This window comes from Duganella violaceipulchra (genome assembly GCF_019166075.1).
In the GTDB taxonomy this organism is placed as follows: domain Bacteria; phylum Pseudomonadota; class Gammaproteobacteria; order Burkholderiales; family Burkholderiaceae_D; genus Rugamonas; species Rugamonas violaceipulchra.
This window is the reverse complement of the sequence record NZ_JAHTGR010000001.1, coordinates 232,450-253,229: the sequence shown is the minus strand read 5'-3', so window position 1 is coordinate 253,229 and position 20,780 is coordinate 232,450. Positions and strand designations below refer to the sequence as shown.

Genomic DNA, 20,780 nt, shown 5'->3' with positions numbered 1-20,780 from the left:
ACGCATGAAATTGACGTTAAAAGATCCATCCCTGCTGCGCCAGCAGGCTTACATCGATGGCGAGTGGAGCGATGCCGATGGCGGCGCCAAGCTGGCCGTCACCAATCCCGCCACCGGCGAACAGCTCGGCACCGTGCCGCTGACGGGCGCAGCCGAAACGCGGCGCGCCATTGCCGCCGCCAACGCGGCCTGGCCGGCCTGGCGCAAGAAGAGCGCCAAGGCGCGCGCCGCCGTCCTGCGCAAGTGGAATGACCTGATCCTGGAAAACGCCGAAGACCTGGCGCAGCTGATGACGGCCGAACAGGGCAAGCCGCTGGCCGAGTCGCGCGGCGAGGTGGCGTATGGCGCTTCGTTCATCGAATGGTTCGGCGAGGAAGCCAAGCGCATCGCCGGCGAGACTTTGGCCTCGCCTTGGCCCGACCGGCGCCTGCTGGTGACCAAGGAGCCGATCGGCGTCTGCGCCGCCATCACGCCGTGGAATTTCCCAATCGCGATGATCACCCGCAAAGTCGGCCCGGCGCTGGCCGCCGGTTGTCCGATGGTGCTCAAGCCCGCCGAATCGACACCGTACTGCGCGCTGGCGCTGGCGGTATTGGCCGAGCGCGCAGGAGTGCCGGCCGGCGTGTTCAGCGTGGTGACCGGCACGCCGAAGGACATCGGCGCCGAAATGACGTCCAACCCGACCGTGCGCAAGCTGACCTTCACCGGCTCGACGGCGGTGGGCCGCTTGCTGATGGAGCAGAGCGCCAAGACCATCAAGAAGCTGTCGCTGGAACTGGGCGGCAACGCGCCGTTCATCGTGTTCGACGACGCCGATCTGGATGCGGCGGTGGAGGGCGCGCTGGCCTCCAAGTACCGCAACGCCGGCCAGACCTGCGTCTGTGCCAACCGCATCTACGTGCAGGACGGCGTGTACGAACAGTTCGCTGAAAAGCTGGTGGCCGCCGTGGCCAAGCTCAAGGTCGGAAACGGCGCCGACGAGGGCGTGACCCAGGGCCCTCTGATTGACGAGAAGGCGGTGCAGAAGGTTGAACAGCATGTGGCCGACGCGCTGGCCAAGGGTGGCCGCCTGCTGGCTGGCGGCAAACGGCACGCGCTGGGCCACAGCTTCTTCCAGCCGACCGTGATCGCCGACGTCACCAGCGACATGCTCGTCGCGACCGAGGAAACCTTCGGCCCGCTGGCGCCGCTGTTCCGCTTCAAAACCGACGAGGAAGTCATCGCGCTGGCCAACGACACCGAGTTTGGCCTGGCCAGCTACTTCTATTCGCGCGACATCGGCCGCATCTGGCGCGTGGCGGAGGGGCTGGAGAGCGGCATGGTCGGCGTCAACACCGGCTTGATCTCCAACGAGATCGCACCGTTCGGCGGCGTCAAGCAATCTGGCCTGGGCCGCGAAGGATCGCGCCACGGCATCGACGACTATCTGGTGATGAAGTACGTCTGCCTGGGCGGACTTTAACGAGCGTGCGCATCCAGCAGGCATTGCTGGAACGCGAGCGCAACGCGCGACGGACGGGGCGAGCCGCGCAGTATCGCGACAAAATCGCACTCATAGCGGAATAGCGCCGGATGCACGGCGCGCATCTTGCCGTCCGCAACAAAGCCCCGCGCATAATGGTCCGGCAAGAAGCCCAGGTACTTGCCGGACAAGATCAGCGTGGCGATCGATTCCTGGTCGAAGCCAGTTGCCTTGCGCGGCAGCCGTACCTGCTGGCTGATTTCCATGTTGGGCGAATGATAGCCCAGACCCGCGAATTGATAGCTGCGGATGCCGTGCCAATCCAGGCCCGCGTCGACCCGCGGAAACAGCGGGTGATCCGCTCCGCAGTGCAACAGCATCGTCTCGCCGAACAGCGTATCGTAGGTCAGGCTCTCCGAACTGCGGTGGGCCGGAATAATCCCGACCTGGAACTGGCCGTCGATGACGCCGCGTTCGATCATGTTGATCGTCGCGACATGGAAGTTCAGCGCCACATCCGGCGCCAATTCGGCAAACAAGGCAATCGCCTGGCGGATCTTGCAGGCCGGATTGCTGGCCGTCTTATCGAACACCGCCACATGCAGCTGGCCGCCCATGCGGCGATGGATGTCGTCCACGCTGGCGCGAAAGATGTCGGCGGAAGCGAGTAGGCGCTGGGTCTCTTCGTAGATGCGCTCCCCCTCGGCGGTCAGCGCAAAGCCGGCCCGGCCACGGCTGCACAGGCGCAGCTTCAGCCGCTCTTCCAGATCCTTCACATGCCGGCTGACGGTGGAGATGCCGATGTTGAGCTCCAGCCCGGCCGCAGCCATGCCGCCGCAATCGGCCACGCTTTTAAACACCTGTAGCAAGCGAAAATCCATGTCGCTCAGCTGTCCCAGTACCGCCTTGGTCTTTGGTTGCATAAAACGCTAACTAAGCATTGATAGATTGATAAATATGGAAGTGAAATCTTACCCTAAAATCGACGCCATCAACGCTTTTTATCAGGAGACAAACATGAAGCAAGGCGATACCCGCACCGACGCCGCTTGGCTGGAGGCACACTGGATGCCGTTCTCCGGCAACCGCAATTTCAAGGCCGACCCGCGCATCATCGTCGGCGCGCAAGGCGGCTACTACACCGACGCCGACGGCCGCCGCATCTTCGACGGCCTGTCGGGTCTGTGGTGCAGCGGCCTCGGCCACGGCCATCCAAAAATCACCGAAGCCGTCAGCCGCCAGATGGCGACGCTGGACTACGCGCCGGCCTTCCAGTTCGGCCACCCGCAATCGTTCGCGCTGGCCAACCGCCTGAAGGAGCTGACACCCGACGGACTCGATTACGTCTTCTTCACCGGCTCCGGCTCGGAGGCGGCGGACACCTCGCTGAAGATGGCGCGTGCCTACTGGCGCGCCAAAGGGCAGGCCAGCAAGACCGTGCTGATCGGCCGCGAGAAGGGCTACCACGGCGTCAATTTCGGCGGCATTTCCGTCGGCGGCATCGCCGGCAACCGCAAGATGTTCGGCCAGGGCATCCAGGCCGACCACCTGCCGCACACTCAACTGAAGCAGAACGCCTTCTCGCGCGGCTTGCCCGAGCACGGCATCGAGCTGGCGGACCAGTTGCTGGACCTGATCGCGCTGCACGACGCGTCGAATATCGCCGCCGTCATCGTCGAACCGTTCTCCGGTTCGGCCGGCGTGGTGATACCGCCGCAAGGCTATTTGCAGCGCCTGCGCGAGATTTGCACCGCCCACAACATCCTGCTCATTTTCGACGAAGTCATTACCGGCTTCGGCCGCGTTGGCGCCTACACCGCCGCGCAGGCGTTCGGCGTCACGCCGGACATCATGAACCTTGCCAAGCAAGTAACCAACGGCTCCCAGCCGCTCGGCGCCGTACTGGCCTCGAAGGAGATCTACGACACCTTCATGGCCAACGGCGGCCCGGAATACATGGTCGAATTTGCGCATGGCTACACCTACTCGGCGCACCCGGTCGCTTGTGCTGCCGGCCTGGCGGCGCTGGATGTGCTGGTCGGCGAGCAGATGATCGAACGGGTGCAGGGACTGGCGCCGCGTTTCGAAGACGCCGTGCACAGCCTCAAGGGCAGCAAGCACGTCACCGACATCCGCAACATCGGCCTGGCCGCCGGCCTGACCATCGCCGCGCTGCCGGGCGAGCCGGCGCGCCGGCCTTACGAGATCGCTATGAAGTGCTGGCGCAAAGGCTTTTACGTGCGCTACGGCGGCGACACCATCCAATTGGCGCCGCCGTTCATTTCCACACCCGCCGAGATCGACAGCCTGGTTTCCGCGCTAGGCGAAGCCATTCATGAAACCGCTTGAAGCAAGCAACTCAGGAACATCGAATATGGAAACGAACAACCTCATCGGCCACTTGATCGACGGCCAGGACGTCTACGGCACCGGCCGTTCGCAATACGTCTACAACCCGGCCACCGGCGCGGCGGAAAAGCGCGTGCTGCTGGCCGACCGCCAGACCGTCGAAGCCGCCATCGCCTCGGCGCAGGCCGCATTTCCAGCCTGGCGCAACACGCCGGCGCTGAAGCGCGCACGCGTCATGAGCAATCTGAAGCAGTTGCTGGAACAGCATGCCGACGAGATCTGCCAGCTCATCACGGCCGAACACGGCAAAGTGCTCAGCGACGCCATGGGCGAGCTGCAGCGCGGCATTGAGAACATTGAATACGCCAGCTATGCGCCGGAGCTGCTGAAGGGCGAGCACAGCAAGAACGCCGGCCCGTCCATCGATTCCTGGAGCGAGATGCAGCCGCTGGGCGTGGTGGCCGGCATCACGCCGTTCAACTTCCCGGCGATGGTGCCGTTGTGGATGTGGCCGCTGGCCATCGCTTGCGGCAACACCTTCGTGCTCAAGCCGTCGGAGCGCGATCCGTCGTCGACCTTGCTGATCGCCCGTCTGGCGCTGGAGGCGGGCTTGCCGCCGGGTGTGCTCAACGTCGTCAATGGCGACAAGGAGGCGGTCGATGCGCTGTTGCTGGATACTCGCGTACAGGCGGTCAGCTTCGTCGGCTCGACCCCGATAGCCCAATACATCTACGCCACCGGCACCGCGCAGGGCAAGCGCATGCAGGCGCTCGGGGGCGCCAAGAATCACGCTGTCGTCATGCCCGACGCCGACATACCCCAAGCGGTCAGCGCCTTGATGGGCGCGGCCTACGGTTCGTGCGGCGAACGTTGCATGGCGATTCCGTTGCTGGTGGCAGTCGGCGATGCCACGGCCGAGGCCCTGATCACCGGCCTGCGCACCGAGATAGCCAAGATGCGCGTCGGCCCCGGCGACGATGCGCGCAGCGACATGGGGCCGCTGGTCACGCGCCAGCACTACGACAAGGTGCGCGCCTATGTGGCGAATGGCGTGGCCGAAGGCGCGACGCTGCTGGTCGACGGCCGCGAGATCGAACTGCCCAAGGGTTACGAGGACGGCTATTACCTCGGCCCGTGTCTGTTCGACCACGTGACGCCAAACATGCGCATCTACCAGGAAGAGATTTTCGGCCCGGTGCTGGGCGTGGTGCGGGTGTCCTCGCTGCAGGCGGCGATGGACCTGATCGACGCGCATGAGTACGGCAACGGCACCTGCATCTTCACCCGCGACGGCGAGGCGGCGCGCTACTTCAGCGACGGCATCCAGGTCGGCATGGTGGGCGTCAACGTGCCGTTGCCGGTGCCGGTGGCCTATCACTCCTTTGGCGGCTGGAAGCGTTCGCTGTTCGGTGATCTCGGCGCGTATGGCCCGGACGGCGTGCGCTTCTACACCCGGCGCAAGACGATCACCCAGCGCTGGCCTTCCGCCGGCCTGCGTGAAGCAGCGGTGTTTAGCTTCCCGTCGAACCAGTAAGGTAATCCCTCCAGAAGCAAGCACGGCCAGCGATGGTCGTGCTTCCGCTCGTCCATTCGAATGGCAGCCGCGGCTGTCGTAAAAAAGCGAATAAAAGATCAGTTTTTACAAAAGTATTTGCGGACTTGATCCGCTTTTCAGGTACTATTTTTCAAAAGCCGACTAATTGTTCGGTTTATAGAGAAAACGATAAAGGAGCACTACCAATGGCAAAGAAGGCAATCATCTCCATCCTGGGCGGCGGCGGCATGATGGGGCAGGGCGTCATCCGTGACCTGCTGTCCGACCGCAGCATCGTCGAGATCGGCGAAGTACGGGTATTCGACAGCGACCGCAGCCGCATGACCGCGCTGCGCGACGAACTGGGCGATGTCCGTCTGACCTTGCACGACCTGGATGTGGCCGATCCGGCCGCATTGGCGCGCGCGCTGACCGGTTCCGACATCTGCGTCAACTCCGTGCCGACCTTGGCCGGGCACCAGATGGCGATCTTCGAAGCCGCGCTTGGCGCCCGCGTCGACTATGTGGACCTGGGCGGCCTGGGCACCTACACCGTCAAGCAGCTGCAATGGCAGCAGCGCTTCCGTGACGCCGGCGTGGTGGCGGTGCTGGGCGTGGGCGCCGATCCCGGCATGTCGAACGTGATCTGCCGCGCCGTGGCCGACGAGCTCGACGAGATCGACAGCATCAACCTGTACTGGGCCGCGACCCTGACCGGCGATGAAAATCCGATACTGGTGCCGCCGTACAGCGTGTCGACCGTGCTGGCCGAGTATGCCCACCCGTGCCTGCAATTCCTCGACGGCCGCCACGTCGAATGCGCGCCGCAGACCGGCACCGAAACCATCGACCTGCCGCCGCCGTGGGGCCGCTGCGAATTCATGTACTCGATTCATTCCGAGCAGCTGACCGTGCCGCTGGCCGACGGCATCCGCGAAAAAGGCATCAAGGAATTCACCTGGAAGCTGCACCTGCCAAATCGCGAGCATGAGGCGTGGGTCGGGCTGGTCAAGGCCGGCTTCGGCGACTTCGATCGCACGGTGGATATCAACGGCGTGGCGGTGCGTCCGCTCGATGTGCTCAACGCCGTCATCCAGCGCAACATCGCCGAGAACCAGGAGCGTATTCCGCAACAGAAAAGTCACGAGATCCACTTCGCCGTCGGCCGTGGCCGCGTCGGCGGCAAGCCCGCAATGGCGCGTTGCCAGGTCATCGTCCGTCCCAACGCGATGTACGAAGGTTATGTGGACGCGGCCACGTCGATGAACGCGTCGATCGCGGTGCAACTGATGCTGAGCGAGCAGCGCCGTCCCGGCGTGTACGCGCCGGAAGCGTACTTCAACGCGGTCAGCTATTTCCGCGAAGCGGAGAAGCGCGAGTTCGACATCACCATGACGCGCGACATCGGCTGAGGGGACGGAGAGCAATGATGCGCAACCTGCTTTATATCGACGGCGCCCTGGTCGAACCGGCCCGCGGCGGTTTCCTGGCGGTGAACGATCCGGCCACCGGCGATTGCTTCGCGCTGGCCGCCGCCGCGACCGAGGCCGATGTCGATGCCGCCGTGGCCGCCGCCCGTCACGCCTTCGACCATGGCCCGTGGCCACGTATGCCGGCCGCACAGCGCGCCGTCGTGTTGCGCCGCGTGGCTGGCGCCATCCGCACCGACCTGGAAGAACTGGCGAACCTGGAAATGCGCGACAACGGCAAGCCGTTGAAGGAAGCGCGCGGCGACATCGCCGACGCCGCCTACTGCTTCGACTACTACGCCGACCTTGCCGAACAGGTCGAGGCCGAAGGCGAAGCAACCCACGATGTCGGCGACGAGCGTTTCCATTGCCGGGTGCGCAAGGAGCCGCTGGGCGTGGTGGGCGCCATCACCCCGTGGAACTTCCCGCTGCTGATGGCGGCGTGGAAGGTGGCGCCGGCGCTGGCGGCCGGTTGTTGCGTGGTGCTCAAGCCGTCCGAGTTGTGTCCGCTGACTTGCGGCGCGCTGGCGCACTACCTGCACGAGGCCGGCCTGCCGGCGGGCGCGTTCAACCTGCTGACGGGAACCGGGCCGGACGCCGGCGTCCCGTTGAGCATGCATGCCGGCGTCGACAAGCTGGCCTTCACCGGCTCGCAGGCGACCGGCACGCGGGTGATGCAGGCGGCCGCGCCGGACATCCGCAACGTCAGCCTGGAGCTGGGCGGCAAGTCGCCGTTCATCGTGTTTGCCGACTGCGATCTCGACAAGGCGGTCGAGTGGATACAGTTCGGCGTGTTCTGGAACCAGGGGCAGATTTGCTCCGCCACCTCGCGCCTGCTGGTGGAACGTCCGATCTACGAGGCCTTGCTGGCGCGGCTGGTCGCGGCGGCGCAGCGCATCCTGATCGGCCCCGGCGATCTGGATGGCGTGCAGATGGGGCCCATCGTGTCGGACGCGCAGCGGCGCCGGGTACTGGAAGGTATCGAGCGCGGCCGGGCCGATGGCGCCCGGCTGGTCAGCGGCGGTTGCAGCCCACCGCAACTGATGCGCGGCTATTTCGTGCAACCGACCATCTTCGCCGACGTCCCGCTCGACAGCTGGATCTGGCGTGAAGAAGTGTTCGGGCCGGTTCTGTGCGTGCGGCCGTTCGACACCGAAGCTGAAGCGGTCGCCGTCGCCAACGACAGCCGCTTCGGCCTGGCCGGAGCGGTGATGTCGGCCGACCTGGAGCGGTGCGAGCGGGTGGCGAAAGCACTGCGGGCAGGCGTGGTGTGGATCAACTGCTCGCAGCCCACCTTTACCCAACTGCCGTGGGGCGGCTACAAAGCCTCCGGCATCGGCCGCGAGCTGGGGCGGCACGGGTATGAGGCCTATCTGGAGGTGAAGCAGATCACCCGCTTCGACGCCAACGCCGACTGGAACTGGTACCAGCCGGCGGCAGTGGAAAGCAAATAGTCCAATTTACAACGCTGTACAAAAAAACGTGTAGAAAACTGAATATTTATTCGGTTATAGTCTGCACATAAAAATAATCAAATCGGAGACAAGAAGATGGCTAAGCAAACACCTTACGGCGTCATGCGCCGCTTGATACTCGGCGGCTTGTGGCTGGCCGGCGCCAGCGGCGCGGCCATGGCCGCCGACGCGAGCCAGCTCGGCACCACGCTGACCCCGCTGGGCGCGGAAATGGCAGGCAGCAAGGACGGCCGCATCCCGGCATGGAAAAATGAAGTCCAGTCCACCGACGGCTGGACCTGGGGCAAGCCGCGCAAGGAATTCTGGAAGTACAAGAACGACGCCTCCCAATACACCATCAACGCCGCCAACATGGCTCAGCACGCCGATGTGCTGACGCCCGGCCAGATGGCGCTGCTGAAACAGAATCCCGGCTTCCAGATGGAAGTCTACCCAACCCGCCGCAGCTGCGGCGTGCCGGACTTTGTCGCCGACAACACCCGCAAGAACGTCGCCACCGCCAAGATGGGCGCCGACGGCTGGAGCCTGAAGACCGCCGTCGTGCCCGGCATTCCATTCCCGCTGCCGACCACCGGCGCGCAAGCGATGATGAACATGAAGCTGCGCTATCGCGGCGTCGGCGTCGAATACCAGAACGGCTACACGATGGTGTCGCCACGCCGTGGCAGCGAGGACTGGATCACGGCCGGCTACGAGCAGAACTATTTCTTCCCGACCGGGAAGAAGGGCTCGTTCAACCTGAGCGATGTCGGCAACGTCGAATACTTCACCTACTTCACCTACAAGTCGCCGGCCGCGCTGGCCGGCCAGGCGCTGGCCGCCAACATCCTGTTCGACAGCGCGAGCAACGAAACCTTCTACTACTTCCCCGGCCAACGCCGCGTGCGCCGCCTGCCGGCCTATGCCTACGATGCGCCGCAAATCGGCTTCGAGAACCAGTACCTGCTCGACGAGACCGCCATGTTCACCGGCACGCTGGACCGCTTCGACTGGAAGATCATCGGCAAGAAAGAAGTGCTGGTGCCGTACAACACCTTCGGCGCATATGACTTCAAGGCCAAGATCGCCGATGTGGTCGGCCGCAACGCGCTGGTCGCCAGCGCCCGCCGCTACGAGCTGCACCGCGTGTGGGTGGTGGAAGCGACGGTGAAGCAGGGCGCGCGCCACGTGTCGCCCAAGCGCACCTACTACCTTGATGAAGACAGCTGGAATGCAGTACTGGCCGAGGACTATGACGTCCAGGGCGCGCTGTGGAAGGTCCGTGAAGGCTACCTGGTACCGGTCTACGAGACGGGCACCTGCGATGTGCTGGCCTTCAGCCAGTACAACCTGCCGGAAGGCCGCTATGTGTTCGATTTCACCACCGTCGGCGCTGGCGTCGATGTCAAGTGGCTGACGGAAAGCCGTGGCGAACGCACCAAGGCATCCTTCTACACATCGGAAAACCTGCGCGCCATCAGCGACCGCTGATCCGTCCACCACATTCTGGAGCATACAATGAACAAGCCATTTATCATGGCCTGCGCGATCGGCACGTCCGTCGCCAGCCTGGGCGTGCGCGCCGAAACCTTTAGCAACGCGTACGTCAAGGGCAGTTTCGATTCCACCATCAGCATCGGCACCGGCATTCGCACCCGCGGTCCGAATCCGACCCTGGTCAGCGCCGGCAACACCGGCGGCCCAGAAGGCCAGCTGTCGCCAACGAGCGGCCTCGGCGACCAGGGCGATCTGAACTACGGCAAGGGCGACGCCTTCACCACCTACCTGAAGGGCTCGCACGAGCTGCTGCTCAGCTTCCCGGAAGGCATGACGGCGATGGGCCGGGTCAGCTGGCTGCGCGACTTTACATCCACCCACACCACTGGCTGGACCAGCGTTGGCACGCCGCCCGGCCTGGACGGCAACCTGTCCGACGAGGCCCGCAAGGACCTGCGTTTCAAGGCCCGTGTGCTGGACCTGTGGGTCAGCAAGCGCTTCGACATCGACGGCCACATGCTGCGCATCCGCGCCGGCAACCAGGTGATCAGCTGGGGCGAGAGCCTGTTCATCCCCGGCGGCATCAACGTCACCAACGCTGTCGACCTGATGCGCTTGTCGCAGCCTGGCACGCAGCTGAAGGAAGCCATCCTGCCGGCGCCCATCGTCAGCGTGGCCGCCGGTCTGGGCAACGGCTTCAACGCCGAGGCTTATGTGCAGCTGGGCTGGAACGCCAACTACATGCCGCCAACCGGCAGCTTCTGGTCGAACTACAACGGCATCGGCGCCGGTCACGACGACTACTTCCTGCAAGAGACCAAAGCTAGGAACGGTGGCCAGTGGGGCTTGTCGCTGCGCTACCAGCCGCCCGGCACGCAGCTCAACCTGGGCGCCTACGCCATCAACTATCACGACAAGTCGCCGTCGTTCACCTTCAACAATCCGAACGGCGCGATGGGCTGGGTGTACGGCGAGGACCGCAAGCTGTACGGCGTGTCGGCCAACTTCCCGGTCGGTAACTGGGCGGTCGGCGGCGAATTCTCCTACCGTCCGAAAGACGCCGTGACGATCAACGCGGCCACCACCGGCTGCGCCTCGCAAGGCGGAAAATGCTGGGTCGACACCACCCGCATGCAGGCGGCCGTCACCGGCATGTTCAGCCTGACGCCTGACACCGCATCGACCCTGCTGGGCCTGTTGCACGCCGATTCCGGCAACTTCATGGCCGAGGCCGTGGCGATCCGCTTCCCGGACCTGCAAAGCCAGTATGGCGACGACCTGGTGTCGGCCGGCGGTTGGGGCTGGGGCCAGGAGTATTCGGCCGCTGGCATGCCGAAGGCGGTGGGCACGCGCAATTCGTCGGGCGTGAACTTCGACTTCAGCTGGGTCTACGACGGCACGCTGATCCCCGGCTGGCAGGTGGTGCCGGAGGTGTACTACTTCCGCGCACTCAGCGGCCGCACGCCCAACGGCGCGGCGACCTTCATGAAGGGCGCGCAGTCGGTCAACTTCACGGTCAGCTTCATCCAGAACCCGGCCAACTGGCAGGCGGCCATCAACTATGGCCGCTTCATGGGCGGCAACTCGGTGTTCGACCAGCCTTACCGCGACCGCAGTTTCGTCGGCCTGACCCTTGCGCGCAACTTCTGACCGGAACGTAACAATGACATTTTCCCCCGCCCGTTTATTGGCGCGCTTTGTAACGGTCTGCTTCAAGCGGCGCAACTGGTTGATGGTTGCGCTGCTGGGGCTGACCGTGCTCATGGGCTGCCTGGGTTGGCGCCTGCGGATGGAGGCCGGCTTCGAGAAACAGATGCCGACCAACCATCCGTATGTCGAGACCTTCCATACCTACCGCGACGATGTGATGGGCGCCAACCGCCTCAACATCGTGGTGCGGGCGCGCACCGGCACCATCTGGAGCGCCGCCGGCCTCAAGCGGCTGTACGCGGTCACCCAGGCCGTCACCTTCCTGCCGAACGTGGAGCGGCTGGGCGTGCAGTCGCTGTGGACGCCCAACACCTTCGTCAACGAAATCACCGAGGAGGGCTTCCGCGCCGATCCGCTGATCGACGGCAGCATCACGCCGGACCGGCTGGACGCGGCCGCCATCGCTGGCATCCAGGCGGCGGCGGTGCAGGGCGGCTTCGTCGGCACGCTGGTGTCGCGCGGCCAGGACAGCGCCATGATTAGCGCCGAATTGCTGGAGACCGACAAGGACGGCCACAAGCTGGACTACGTCGCCTATAACGCTATTCTTGAGCAATTGCGCCAGCGGTTCGAGGACCAGAACTTCAGTATCGAGATCATCGGCTTCGCCAAGCAGGTGGGCGAGATCGCCGATTCGGCCAAGTCGGTGCTGCGTTTCTTCGGGCTGGCCCTGCTGCTGACGGCCGGCGCGGTGTACTGGTATTGCCGCTCAGTGCGGTTCACGCTGCTGCCGATAGTTTGTTCACTCAGTTCGCTGGTGTGGCAGTTCGGCGCCTTGCATCTGCTGGGCTTCGGGCTGGACCCGCTGGCGGTGCTGGTGCCGTTCCTGGTGTTTGCCATCGGCGTCTCGCACGGCGTTCAGCAGATCAACTACATCGTGCGTGAAGTCTCGCTCGGCAAGAGCTGCATGGACGCTTGCCGCGCCAGCTTCTCCGGCTTGCTGATACCGGGCACGCTGGCGCTGGCGACCGCCCTCGTGTCCTTCGTCACGCTGCTGATGATTCCGATTCCTATGGTGCGCGAACTGGCGATCGCCGCTTCGCTGGGCGTGGGCTTCAAGATCATCACCAACCTGGTGATGCTGCCGGTGGCGGCCTCCTACTGCCGCATCGACCAGTCCTATGCCGACGCGGCGATGGTGCTGCGCGAAAAGCGGGCCGGCTGGCTGCGTGTGCTGGCCCGCGTGGCCAAGCCGCGCAACGCGGCGATCTGCCTGGCCGTGGTAGGCGCCCTCTTCAGCCTGGCTGTATGGCAAAGCCAGGGCCGGGTGGTCGGCACGGTGGAGCCGGGCGCGCCGGAACTGCGGCCGGACGCCCGCTTCAACCGCGATGCCGTCTCCATCGCCAGCAACTATGACACCGGCCTCGACTGGCTGACCGTGATCTTTGAAGCGAAGGTCATCGCCGGCGCGGCTGGCGGCGGATCGGCGCCGACGGACGGGCAGGGCGTGGGCTTCTGCGGCAATTCCAACATCGGCCTGTTCCAGGATCGCTTTACCTGGGCCATGCAGCCGGTGCCGGGCGTGTTGTCGATCGCCTCGTTCTCGGACCAGATGAAACAGTACAACCGCGGCTACAACGAAGGCAACCCGAAGATGGAGGCGATCCCGCTGGACTCGGCCAACTTCGCGGCGCTGGCCACCGAGATCGCCCGCACCCGCGGCACCATGCGCAAGGATTGCAGCATGACGGCGGTGCACCTGTACCTGACCGACCACAAGGCCGTCTCCATCAATCGCGTGATCGCGGCCGTCGAAGCGTTCGCTGCGAGCCAGTCGGCGCCTGGCATCAGCATCCGCCTCGCGTCCGGCAACGCCGGCGTGCTGGCGGCGGTCAATCAGACGCTGGAGCGCAGCGAGCTGCCGATGATGTTGTGGGTGTATGCAGCCATCGTGCTGCTGGTGCTGGTCACCTACCGCGACTTGCGGGCCGTGCTGGCCTGCTGCCTGCCGCTGACGGTGGGCACCTTCATCGGCTACTGGTTCATGAAGGAGCTCAACATCGGCCTGACGGTGGCCACGCTGCCGGTGATGGTGCTGGCGGTGGGTATCGGCGTCGACTACGCGTTCTACATCTACAACCGCTTGCAGATGCACCTGGCGAACGGACTGCCGATTGTGAAGGCGGTGGAGCAGGCCATTCTGGAAGTGGGCACGGCGACCATCTTCACCGCCGTCACGCTGGCGGTGGGTGTGGCGACCTGGTCCTTCTCGGCCCTGAAATTCCAGGCCGACATGGGCAAGCTGTTAGCCTTCATGTTTATGGTCAACATGATCATGGCCATGACCGCGCTGCCTGCCTTTGCCGTGTGGTTGGAACGTTTATTTCCACGCAAGACTCCGGCCCGCGCGCCGGGTCTGCTCCAGCATTGAACCGACGGGGGAATTATGAACCGTAACTTGAAACATATCTGGGTCGGACTGCTGGGGGCCGCCGCGCTGTTGCCGCTCGCCGTTGGCGCCGAACCGACCGCCTGGCCGGTGGGATTGCGTGCGGCCGCCAATGTTGCCCATGCGGCCCAGGCCGGCATGCTGGCCACCGCCTGGGCCGGCAAGCGCATCGTCGCGGTCGGCGCGCATGGCGTCGTGCTGCTGTCGGACGACCAGGGCAAGCAATGGCGCCAGGCCGGCAAGGCGCCGCTGGACGTCACGCTGACGTCCGTATCCTTCGCCAGCGACCAGGAAGGTTGGGCGGTCGGCCATGCCGGCGTGATCCTGCATACCAGCGACGGCGGCGAGGAATGGACAGTGCAGCGCAGCCAGCCGGAGCAGGACCGCCCATTGTTCGCCGTGCATTTCTTCGATGCGCAGCACGGCGTGGCAGTCGGCCTGTGGTCGCTGGTGTTGACCACCGCCGACGGCGGCATTCACTGGACCACCCGTGAACTTGAAGCCCCCGCCGGCGCCCGTCGCGCCGACTTGAACCTGCTGGGCCTGTTTGCCGGCCAGGGTGGGGCGTTGTATGCGGCCGCAGAAAAAGGCTATGTGCTGCACTCGGCCGACCAAGGTGTCAGCTGGAACTACCTGCCCACCGGCTACAAAGGTTCGTTCTGGACCGGCACCGCATTGCGGGACGGCGGACTGCTGGTCGGCGGCCTGCGCGGCGCGCTGTACCGCAGCGGCGACGCCGGACTAAGCTGGACCCGCATCGCCACCGGCAGCACCGCCTCGATCACCAGCGTGGTGCGCACCGGCAACGGACACGATGTGCTCGCCGTGGGCCAGGACGGCCTGATCCTGCGCAGCGCCGACGACGGCGCCAGCGTGCAGGCCAGCTACCGGACCGGTCGCCTGCCGCTGTCGGCCGCCTTGCCGTTGGCCGGCGGCACCCCACCCATGATGTCCGCCCGCGGCCCGGCCCCGGCGGACCACAAATAGATCGACCTCACAAGGACACACGAACATGCATAAATCCGATGAACTCTGCTACCTGCCCGCTACCGAGGCCCTGCAGCTGTTCCGCTCGCGCGACCTGTCGCCGGTGGAACTGCTGGACGCCTGCCTGGCCCGCGCCGACCGGCTCGAACCCGTGCTGAACACCTTCAGCGCCCAGCGCCGCGAGGAAGCCAAGGCCGCCGCGCGCGACGCCGAGCAGGCCTACGGCGGCCGTGGCGCCATGCCGCGTCCGCTGGAAGGTATCCCGGTCTCGCTGAAGAACGAGCACACGCTGGTCGGCTGGGTCACCACCAAGGGCTCCTGGCTGCAAGGGAACACGCCGGACACGGTCAACGCCCCGGTCAGCCAGCGCCTGCTCGACGCCGGCGCCGTGATTCACGCGCAGACCAACGTGCCGGAGTTCTACATGGCCGGCTTCACCCGCTCGGTGCGCCACGGCGTGACGCGCAACCCGTGGAATCCCGAGATGACGCCCGGCGGCTCCAGCGGCGGCAGCGGCGCCGCGCTGGCGGCCGGCTTGACGGCGTTGGCGTCCGGTTCCGACATCGGCGGCTCGATCCGCATTCCCGCCAGCTATTGCGGCGTGGTCGGCCTCAAGCCCAGCTACGGCCGCGTTCCGGTTTCGCCGATCGCCTACGCGCTGCATCCGATGAACCACATCGGCCCGATGGCGCGCACCGTGGCCGATTGCGCGCTGATGTTCAATATCATGAACGGTCCGCACGTGCGCGACCCGGCCACCATCAGCCCCAAGCTGGAGGTGCCGCTGGACTTCCTGCCGGTGAAGGGCTTGCGCATCGCGTTGTCCTACGACCTGGACTTCTGCCAGGTCCACGCCGATGTGCGCCAATCGATGGACCGGGTGGTGCAGGCGCTGCGCGCGCAGGGCGCCATCGTCGAGCAGGTGTCGCTAGGCTGGGACCGCAGCGCCGCCGATGCCTTGGAACACCGCCTGGGCTACGAGACCGGCCGCGCGTTCGCCGTCCGCATCCTGGAGCAGGAGCTGGAGACCAGCGACTACATCCGCCATTTCGCCGCCGCCGGCCTGTGCATGACGGGCGAGCAGTACCTGGCCGCCGACGTCACCACCGGCCGGATGTACGACTCGCTGGCCGAGGTGATGAGCCGCTACGACGCGCTGATCTGCCCAACCATGGGCGCCATCGGCGGCCTGGCCGAAGGCGAGCGCGACAGCATGGCGGTGTTGCGTAACGACGCGCTGACCTACCCGTTCAACCTGCTGAGCCGGCACCCGGTGCTGAGCGTGCCGTCGGGCATCGCCAGCAACGGCATCCCCACCGGCGTGCAGGTGGTCGGCCGCACCTTCGACGAGACCACCGTGTTCCGCATCGGCGCGGCGGTGGAGGCGGGCGTGTGGCAAGGCAAGCGTCCCGATCCGGCCATGACGGCCCGCCATCCACTAGGAGCCAGCTGATATGTCTGACGCCACTCAAAATGGCAAGCTGAAGCGCGCCCTCGGCTACGGCGACCTGGTGTTCTACGGCCTGGCCTATACCGCGCCGGTGGCGCCGCTGACCATGGCCGGCTTCGTCTGGACCGTGTCCGGCGGCCTGCCGATGCTGGCCTACCTGCTGGGCGCGCTGTGCGTGTACTTCACGGCCAGCAGCTACGCCGTGATGACCTCGGCCATGCCCAGCGCCGGCTCGGTGTATGGCTTCGCCAGCCAGACCATGGGCCGCTTCGCCGGCTTCATCGCCGGCTGGATGATCTTGCTGGACTACCTGCTGGTGCCGGCCTTCACCTACGCCCTGTGCGCGGTGAGCCTGGAGGAGCTGGTGCCGCACGGCGACCGCGCCACCTGGATCGTGGCGACGGTGGCGGCGACGTTTGCGGTGAACTGGTTCGGCATCAGCGTGACCTCGCGTGTCAGCTTCCTGTCGGTGGTGCTGCAACTGGCGGCGGTGCTGGTCATCGTCGGGATGTGTGTGTTCGCGCTATTCGGCGGCCATGGCAGCGGGGCGCTGACGCTGGCGCCGCTGATCGACGCCGGCAAGTTCCACGGCGCCAGCGTGCTGGCCGCCACCTCGATCTGCGTGATGTCCTACCTGGGCTTCGACGCGGTGTCGACCTTGGCCGAGGAAGTCAAGGATGGCAACACCCGCGTGGTCGGCAAGGCCATCATGACCAACCTGGCCATCACCAGCGGCATCTTCGTGCTGACCTCGTGGGTGGTGGGCAATCTGCTGGTGGGTTTCCCGATTCAGGACCCGGCCACGGTGATCTACGAACTGCTGGCCTCTATCGGCGGCCACAAGGCTTCGCTGGCGCTGGCGTGGTTCCTGATCCTGGTGGTCGGCGTGCCGAACGTGCTGCCGATGCAGGTGGGCGTGGCGCGGGTGCTGTTCGCCATGGGCCGCGACCGCAGCCTGCCGTCAGTGCTGGCCAAAGTGCATCGCCGGCATGGCAACCCTTATGTCGCCATGATCGTGTCGACCACCATTTCGCTGGGCATCGCCCTGCTGATGCGCAACAACATCAGCGACCTGGCGATCTTCATCAGCGTTGGTGCGCTGGTCGGCTTCCTGTTCGTACATCTGTCGGTGCTGACGCATTTCGGCCGGCATGACGGACGCCGCTGGTGGGCGCATGTGATCGTGCCGCTGTGCGGGCTGTCCGCCGTGCTGATTATCCTCATCAACCTGAACGCCACGGCGCTGACCGTGGGTGGCTGCTGGTTCGTGGCCGGTTTGGGTTACTGGCTGTTTTCGCGACGCAGCCAGGAAGCTCCCCGCGACGTGTTCCAGCAGACCAACCCATAACAATCAGAAAGAGACAACATGGCACATTCTCCTTTGAAGCGTATCCTGGCCTCCGTCATGGAGGTGGCCCGCCTGCGCAAGCGGCACGGCTTGTCGAGTGAGGCGGCGCTGGCGATGCTGCGCGAGCGGCGCGCGCTGCTCAAGCTGTCGGCCGTTGGCTCGGCCGCCATGCTGGCCAGCGGCCCGCTGATGGCGGCACACCGCGTTCATCGCAATAGCACCGATGTGCGCGTGGTCATCGTCGGCGCCGGCCTGGGCGGCCTGGCCTGCGCCTATGAATTGAAGAAGGCGGGCGTCTGCGCCACGGTGTACGAGGGGTCGGACCATCTGGGTGGACGTTGCTCGTCCAACACCACCAGCTTCCCCGGCCAGGTGGCGGAGAACGGCGGCGAGCTGATCGACACCGGCCATATGGAACTGCGCCTGCTGGCCGCCGAACTGGGCCTGACACTCGATGACCTGAACGCCTACGACGAAGCGCAGGGCGGTGAGCTCACCTTCTGGATCGACGGCTCGCGCTACACCTGGGATGAGCAAGTGGTCGACTTCGACGCCTTCGTCGGGCAGATCGACGCCGACAACAAGGCGGCGCCCTGGCCGCAGACTTACGACAACCACAGCGTGCGCGGTGCGGAGCTGGACAATATGTCGGTCACCGACTACATCACTGCCTACGTCCCCGGCGGCCTCGATTCGCGCCAGGGCAAGCTGTTGAAGCTGCTCATGGACGCCTCGTCCGGCATCGCCGCGACGGAGACCAGCGCGCTCGACCTGGTGGGTTTCTTCGCGCCCAAGGCGTCGGACGAGCGTTTCCACATCCGTGGCGGCAACGACCAGCTGGTCAGCCGTATGGCGGCCACACTGAATAGCGGGCAGATCGTCAAGAACCATGCGCTGACCCGCATCGCCAAGAACGCCGACAACAGCTACAGCCTGACCTTCAAGAACGGCGCCAACACGGTCCAGGTGCAGGCCGACCACGTGGTGCTGGCCTTGCCGTTCTCCATCCTGCAAAGCGCCGTGGACTACAGCGGCGCCGGTTTCGACGCGCGCAAGGTCGACACCATCCGTAACTTCCGCATGGGCATGCACGCGAAGTTCCAGATGCAGTTCGAACGCCGCATCTGGCGCGAGCAGGGCTACACCGGCCTGAGCGACAACGACACCGGCTATCAGATCAGTTGGGAAGTCACCCGTGCCCAACCCGGCACGGCCGGCATCCTGACCTGCTTCTCGGGCGACGCTGTGGCGCTGGCGATGAACGACAAGCCGATCAACGTCAAGGCGGTCGACATGCTGGATGGCCTGAACCTGACCTTCCCCGGCATCAAGCCTCTGTGGAATGGCCGCGTGGTGCTGAACTACTGGCCCGGCTATCAGTGGACCAAGGGCGCGTACACCGCGCATCCGAAGGGCAGCTACACCACATGGTACGGCTATGCCGGCGTGCGGCAAGGGAATTGCCATTTCGCCGGCGAGCACGCATCGGTGCTGCATTCGGGCTTCCTAAACGGCGCGGTGGAAACCGGCCAGCGCTGCGCCAAGGTCATCGCCCGTGCAGTGCAGGGACACTAAACTTTATCAATTGGAACCAAGATGCATGTGAATTTTTCCTGTTTCACCCCGCTGCGCGCGCAGGTCTACCTGGACGGCGGCTATGTCGAGCCGCTGACCGGGCAGGCCAAGCAGGCCGTCAATCCGGCCACGCTGGCGTCCGTGGGGCGCCACCCGGTGTGCGCGGAAGCCGATGTCGAGCGGGCGGTGGCCTCGGCCAACCGCGCGCAAAAGCTGTGGAAGCAGACCGACACCGCCAGCCGCGCCGCGCTGCTGCACGCCATCGCCCACGCGCTGGAAAACGCCCCCATCCGTAGCGAGGTCGCCAAGCTGATCTGCCGCGAGATGGGCAAGCCTTATCCTGACGCAGTTGGCGAGTTGTCGATCTGCGCCTCGGTGTTCCGCTACTACGCCGAAATGGCGCGTGACGACGGCGGCAAGGTGGCCGGCACCAACCAGGCCGGCTCATTCCAGCACATGCGCTACGAGCCCTACGGCGTCAGCGTGCACATCCTGCCGTTCAACTATCCGATCCTGCTGCTGTGCTGGACCGTGGCCGCCTCGCTGGCCGCCGGCAACGCCTGCATCATCAAGCCGGCCGAGGCGACCGCGCTGTGCACGCTGCGCTTCATGGAGTACTTCGCCGCCTTGCCGGCCGGCCTGGTGTCCTGCCTGCCCGGCGACGCCCACACCGCGCAATTGCTGATTCAATCGGACGGCACCCACGCGGTGGCTTTCACCGGCAGCGTGGCGGCGGCGCGTGCGGTCGGCGTGGCCTGCGCCGAGCGCATGAAGCCCTGCGTGCTGGAAGCTGGCGGCAGCGATCCGATGATCATCTCGCGCCACGCGCCGCTGGAAGTGGCGGCGGCCGGTTGCGTCAACTCAGCCTTCCTGTTGACGGGGCAAGTGTGCACCTCGTCCGAACGTTTCTTCGTGGTCGACCAGATCCACGATGCGTTTGTCGCCGAGTTCGCCCGTCGCACGGTGCAGCTGCGCGTGGGCGACGGCATGGGCAGGGCAGAGATCGGCCCGCTGGTCAGCCAGGCCGCGCGCGACAAGGTGGCGCGGCTGGTGCAGCAGGCGGTGGAGCAGGGTGCCCAGATCGTCTGCGGCGGCCGCATACCGCCGGACGGCCCGCCCGGCTGGTTCTACGAGCCGACCATCCTCACCGGCGTCACGCCGCAGATGGCCATCATGCGCGAAGAATGCTTCGGCCCGGTGGCGGCGATTTGCCGCGTGGCCGATTTCGACGAGGCGCTGCGGCTGGCCAACGATTCCGAATTCGGCCTGGGCGCCTCGGTCTTCACCACCGACCTGGCCGAGGCCATGGAAGCGGCCAACCGGCTGGAGTCGGGCATGGTCTGGATCAACAACCCGCTGATCGACAACGATGCGCTGCCTTTCAGCGGCAGCAAGATGTCCGGCCTGGGTTGCGAGCTGGGCCGGCAGGGACTGGACGCCTTCCGCCGCAGCAAGATGGTCATCCTCGATCACCAGCCGCGCATCCACGACTGGTGGCTGCCCCGCCCGGACGCAGCGTTTTACCCGGCCCAAGCGGCTGCAACTGACGAATAAAG

General features: G+C 65.6%; 14 protein-coding genes. 13 read left to right on the top strand and 1 reads right to left on the bottom strand.

Annotation, left to right across the window (positions count from 1 at the left end):
• Positions 1 to 4 precede the first annotated feature (4 nt).
• Positions 5 to 1,462 (top strand): NAD-dependent succinate-semialdehyde dehydrogenase, encoded by a 1,458-nt coding sequence (locus tag KVP70_RS00995; protein WP_217940161.1) that lies wholly within the window; start codon positions 5 to 7, stop codon positions 1,460 to 1,462.
• Here KVP70_RS00995 and KVP70_RS00990 read toward each other — a convergent pair.
• On the bottom strand, positions 1,459 to 2,385 hold the full coding sequence (locus tag KVP70_RS00990; protein ID WP_217940160.1) for a LysR family transcriptional regulator: 927 nt from the start codon (positions 2,383 to 2,385) through the stop codon (positions 1,459 to 1,461). The genes KVP70_RS00995 and KVP70_RS00990 overlap by 4 nt on opposite strands.
• 94 nt (positions 2,386 to 2,479) lie before the next feature.
• Here KVP70_RS00990 and aptA point away from each other — a divergent pair, with 94 nt between their 5' ends.
• The 12 genes from aptA to KVP70_RS00930 all read left to right on the top strand — a co-directional run bounded on the left by aptA (position 2,480) and on the right by KVP70_RS00930 (position 20,778).
• Positions 2,480 to 3,811 carry an omega-aminotransferase AptA gene (aptA, locus tag KVP70_RS00985; protein ID WP_217940159.1) on the top strand — a complete coding sequence of 444 codons (1,332 nt, stop codon included), beginning with the start codon at positions 2,480 to 2,482 and terminating at the stop codon, positions 3,809 to 3,811.
• Positions 3,812 to 3,836: 25 nt separating this feature from the next.
• Entirely contained in the window at positions 3,837 to 5,345 is a 1,509-nt protein-coding gene (locus KVP70_RS00980; protein ID WP_217940158.1) for a CoA-acylating methylmalonate-semialdehyde dehydrogenase, read from the top strand.
• 206 nt (positions 5,346 to 5,551) lie between these two features.
• A complete protein-coding gene (locus KVP70_RS00975) occupies positions 5,552 to 6,757 on the top strand; it encodes a saccharopine dehydrogenase family protein (RefSeq protein WP_217940157.1) in 1,206 nt (401 codons plus the stop codon).
• 17 nt (positions 6,758 to 6,774) lie between these two features.
• Entirely contained in the window at positions 6,775 to 8,268 is a 1,494-nt protein-coding gene (locus KVP70_RS00970) for an aldehyde dehydrogenase family protein (RefSeq protein ID WP_217940495.1), read from the top strand.
• Between the two features lie 96 nt (positions 8,269 to 8,364).
• Positions 8,365 to 9,759 (top strand): DUF1329 domain-containing protein, encoded by a 1,395-nt coding sequence (locus KVP70_RS00965; protein WP_416053839.1) that lies wholly within the window; start codon positions 8,365 to 8,367, stop codon positions 9,757 to 9,759.
• 27 nt (positions 9,760 to 9,786) lie between these two features.
• Positions 9,787 to 11,415 carry a DUF1302 domain-containing protein gene (locus KVP70_RS00960; protein ID WP_217940156.1) on the top strand — a complete coding sequence of 543 codons (1,629 nt, stop codon included), beginning with the start codon at positions 9,787 to 9,789 and terminating at the stop codon, positions 11,413 to 11,415.
• A 13-nt stretch (positions 11,416 to 11,428) separates the two neighbouring features.
• Positions 11,429 to 13,846, top strand: coding sequence for an efflux RND transporter permease subunit (locus tag KVP70_RS00955; protein ID WP_217940155.1), 2,418 nt, complete (start codon positions 11,429 to 11,431; stop codon positions 13,844 to 13,846).
• Positions 13,847 to 13,861: 15 nt separating this feature from the next.
• Positions 13,862 to 14,851 (top strand): YCF48-related protein, encoded by a 990-nt coding sequence (locus KVP70_RS00950; protein WP_217940154.1) that lies wholly within the window; start codon positions 13,862 to 13,864, stop codon positions 14,849 to 14,851.
• A gap of 25 nt (positions 14,852 to 14,876) precedes the next feature.
• Positions 14,877 to 16,304 (top strand): amidase, encoded by a 1,428-nt coding sequence (locus KVP70_RS00945; protein ID WP_217940153.1) that lies wholly within the window; start codon positions 14,877 to 14,879, stop codon positions 16,302 to 16,304.
• A 1-nt stretch (position 16,305) separates the two neighbouring features.
• Positions 16,306 to 17,649, top strand: coding sequence for an APC family permease (locus tag KVP70_RS00940; protein ID WP_217940152.1), 1,344 nt, complete (start codon positions 16,306 to 16,308; stop codon positions 17,647 to 17,649).
• Between the two features lie 18 nt (positions 17,650 to 17,667).
• Positions 17,668 to 19,224, top strand: a complete 1,557-nt coding sequence (locus tag KVP70_RS00935; RefSeq protein ID WP_217940151.1) for a flavin monoamine oxidase family protein — start codon at positions 17,668 to 17,670, stop codon at positions 19,222 to 19,224.
• Between the two features lie 21 nt (positions 19,225 to 19,245).
• Positions 19,246 to 20,778 (top strand): aldehyde dehydrogenase family protein, encoded by a 1,533-nt coding sequence (locus tag KVP70_RS00930; RefSeq protein ID WP_217940150.1) that lies wholly within the window; start codon positions 19,246 to 19,248, stop codon positions 20,776 to 20,778.
• The last annotated feature ends 2 nt before the right edge of the window (positions 20,779 to 20,780 follow it).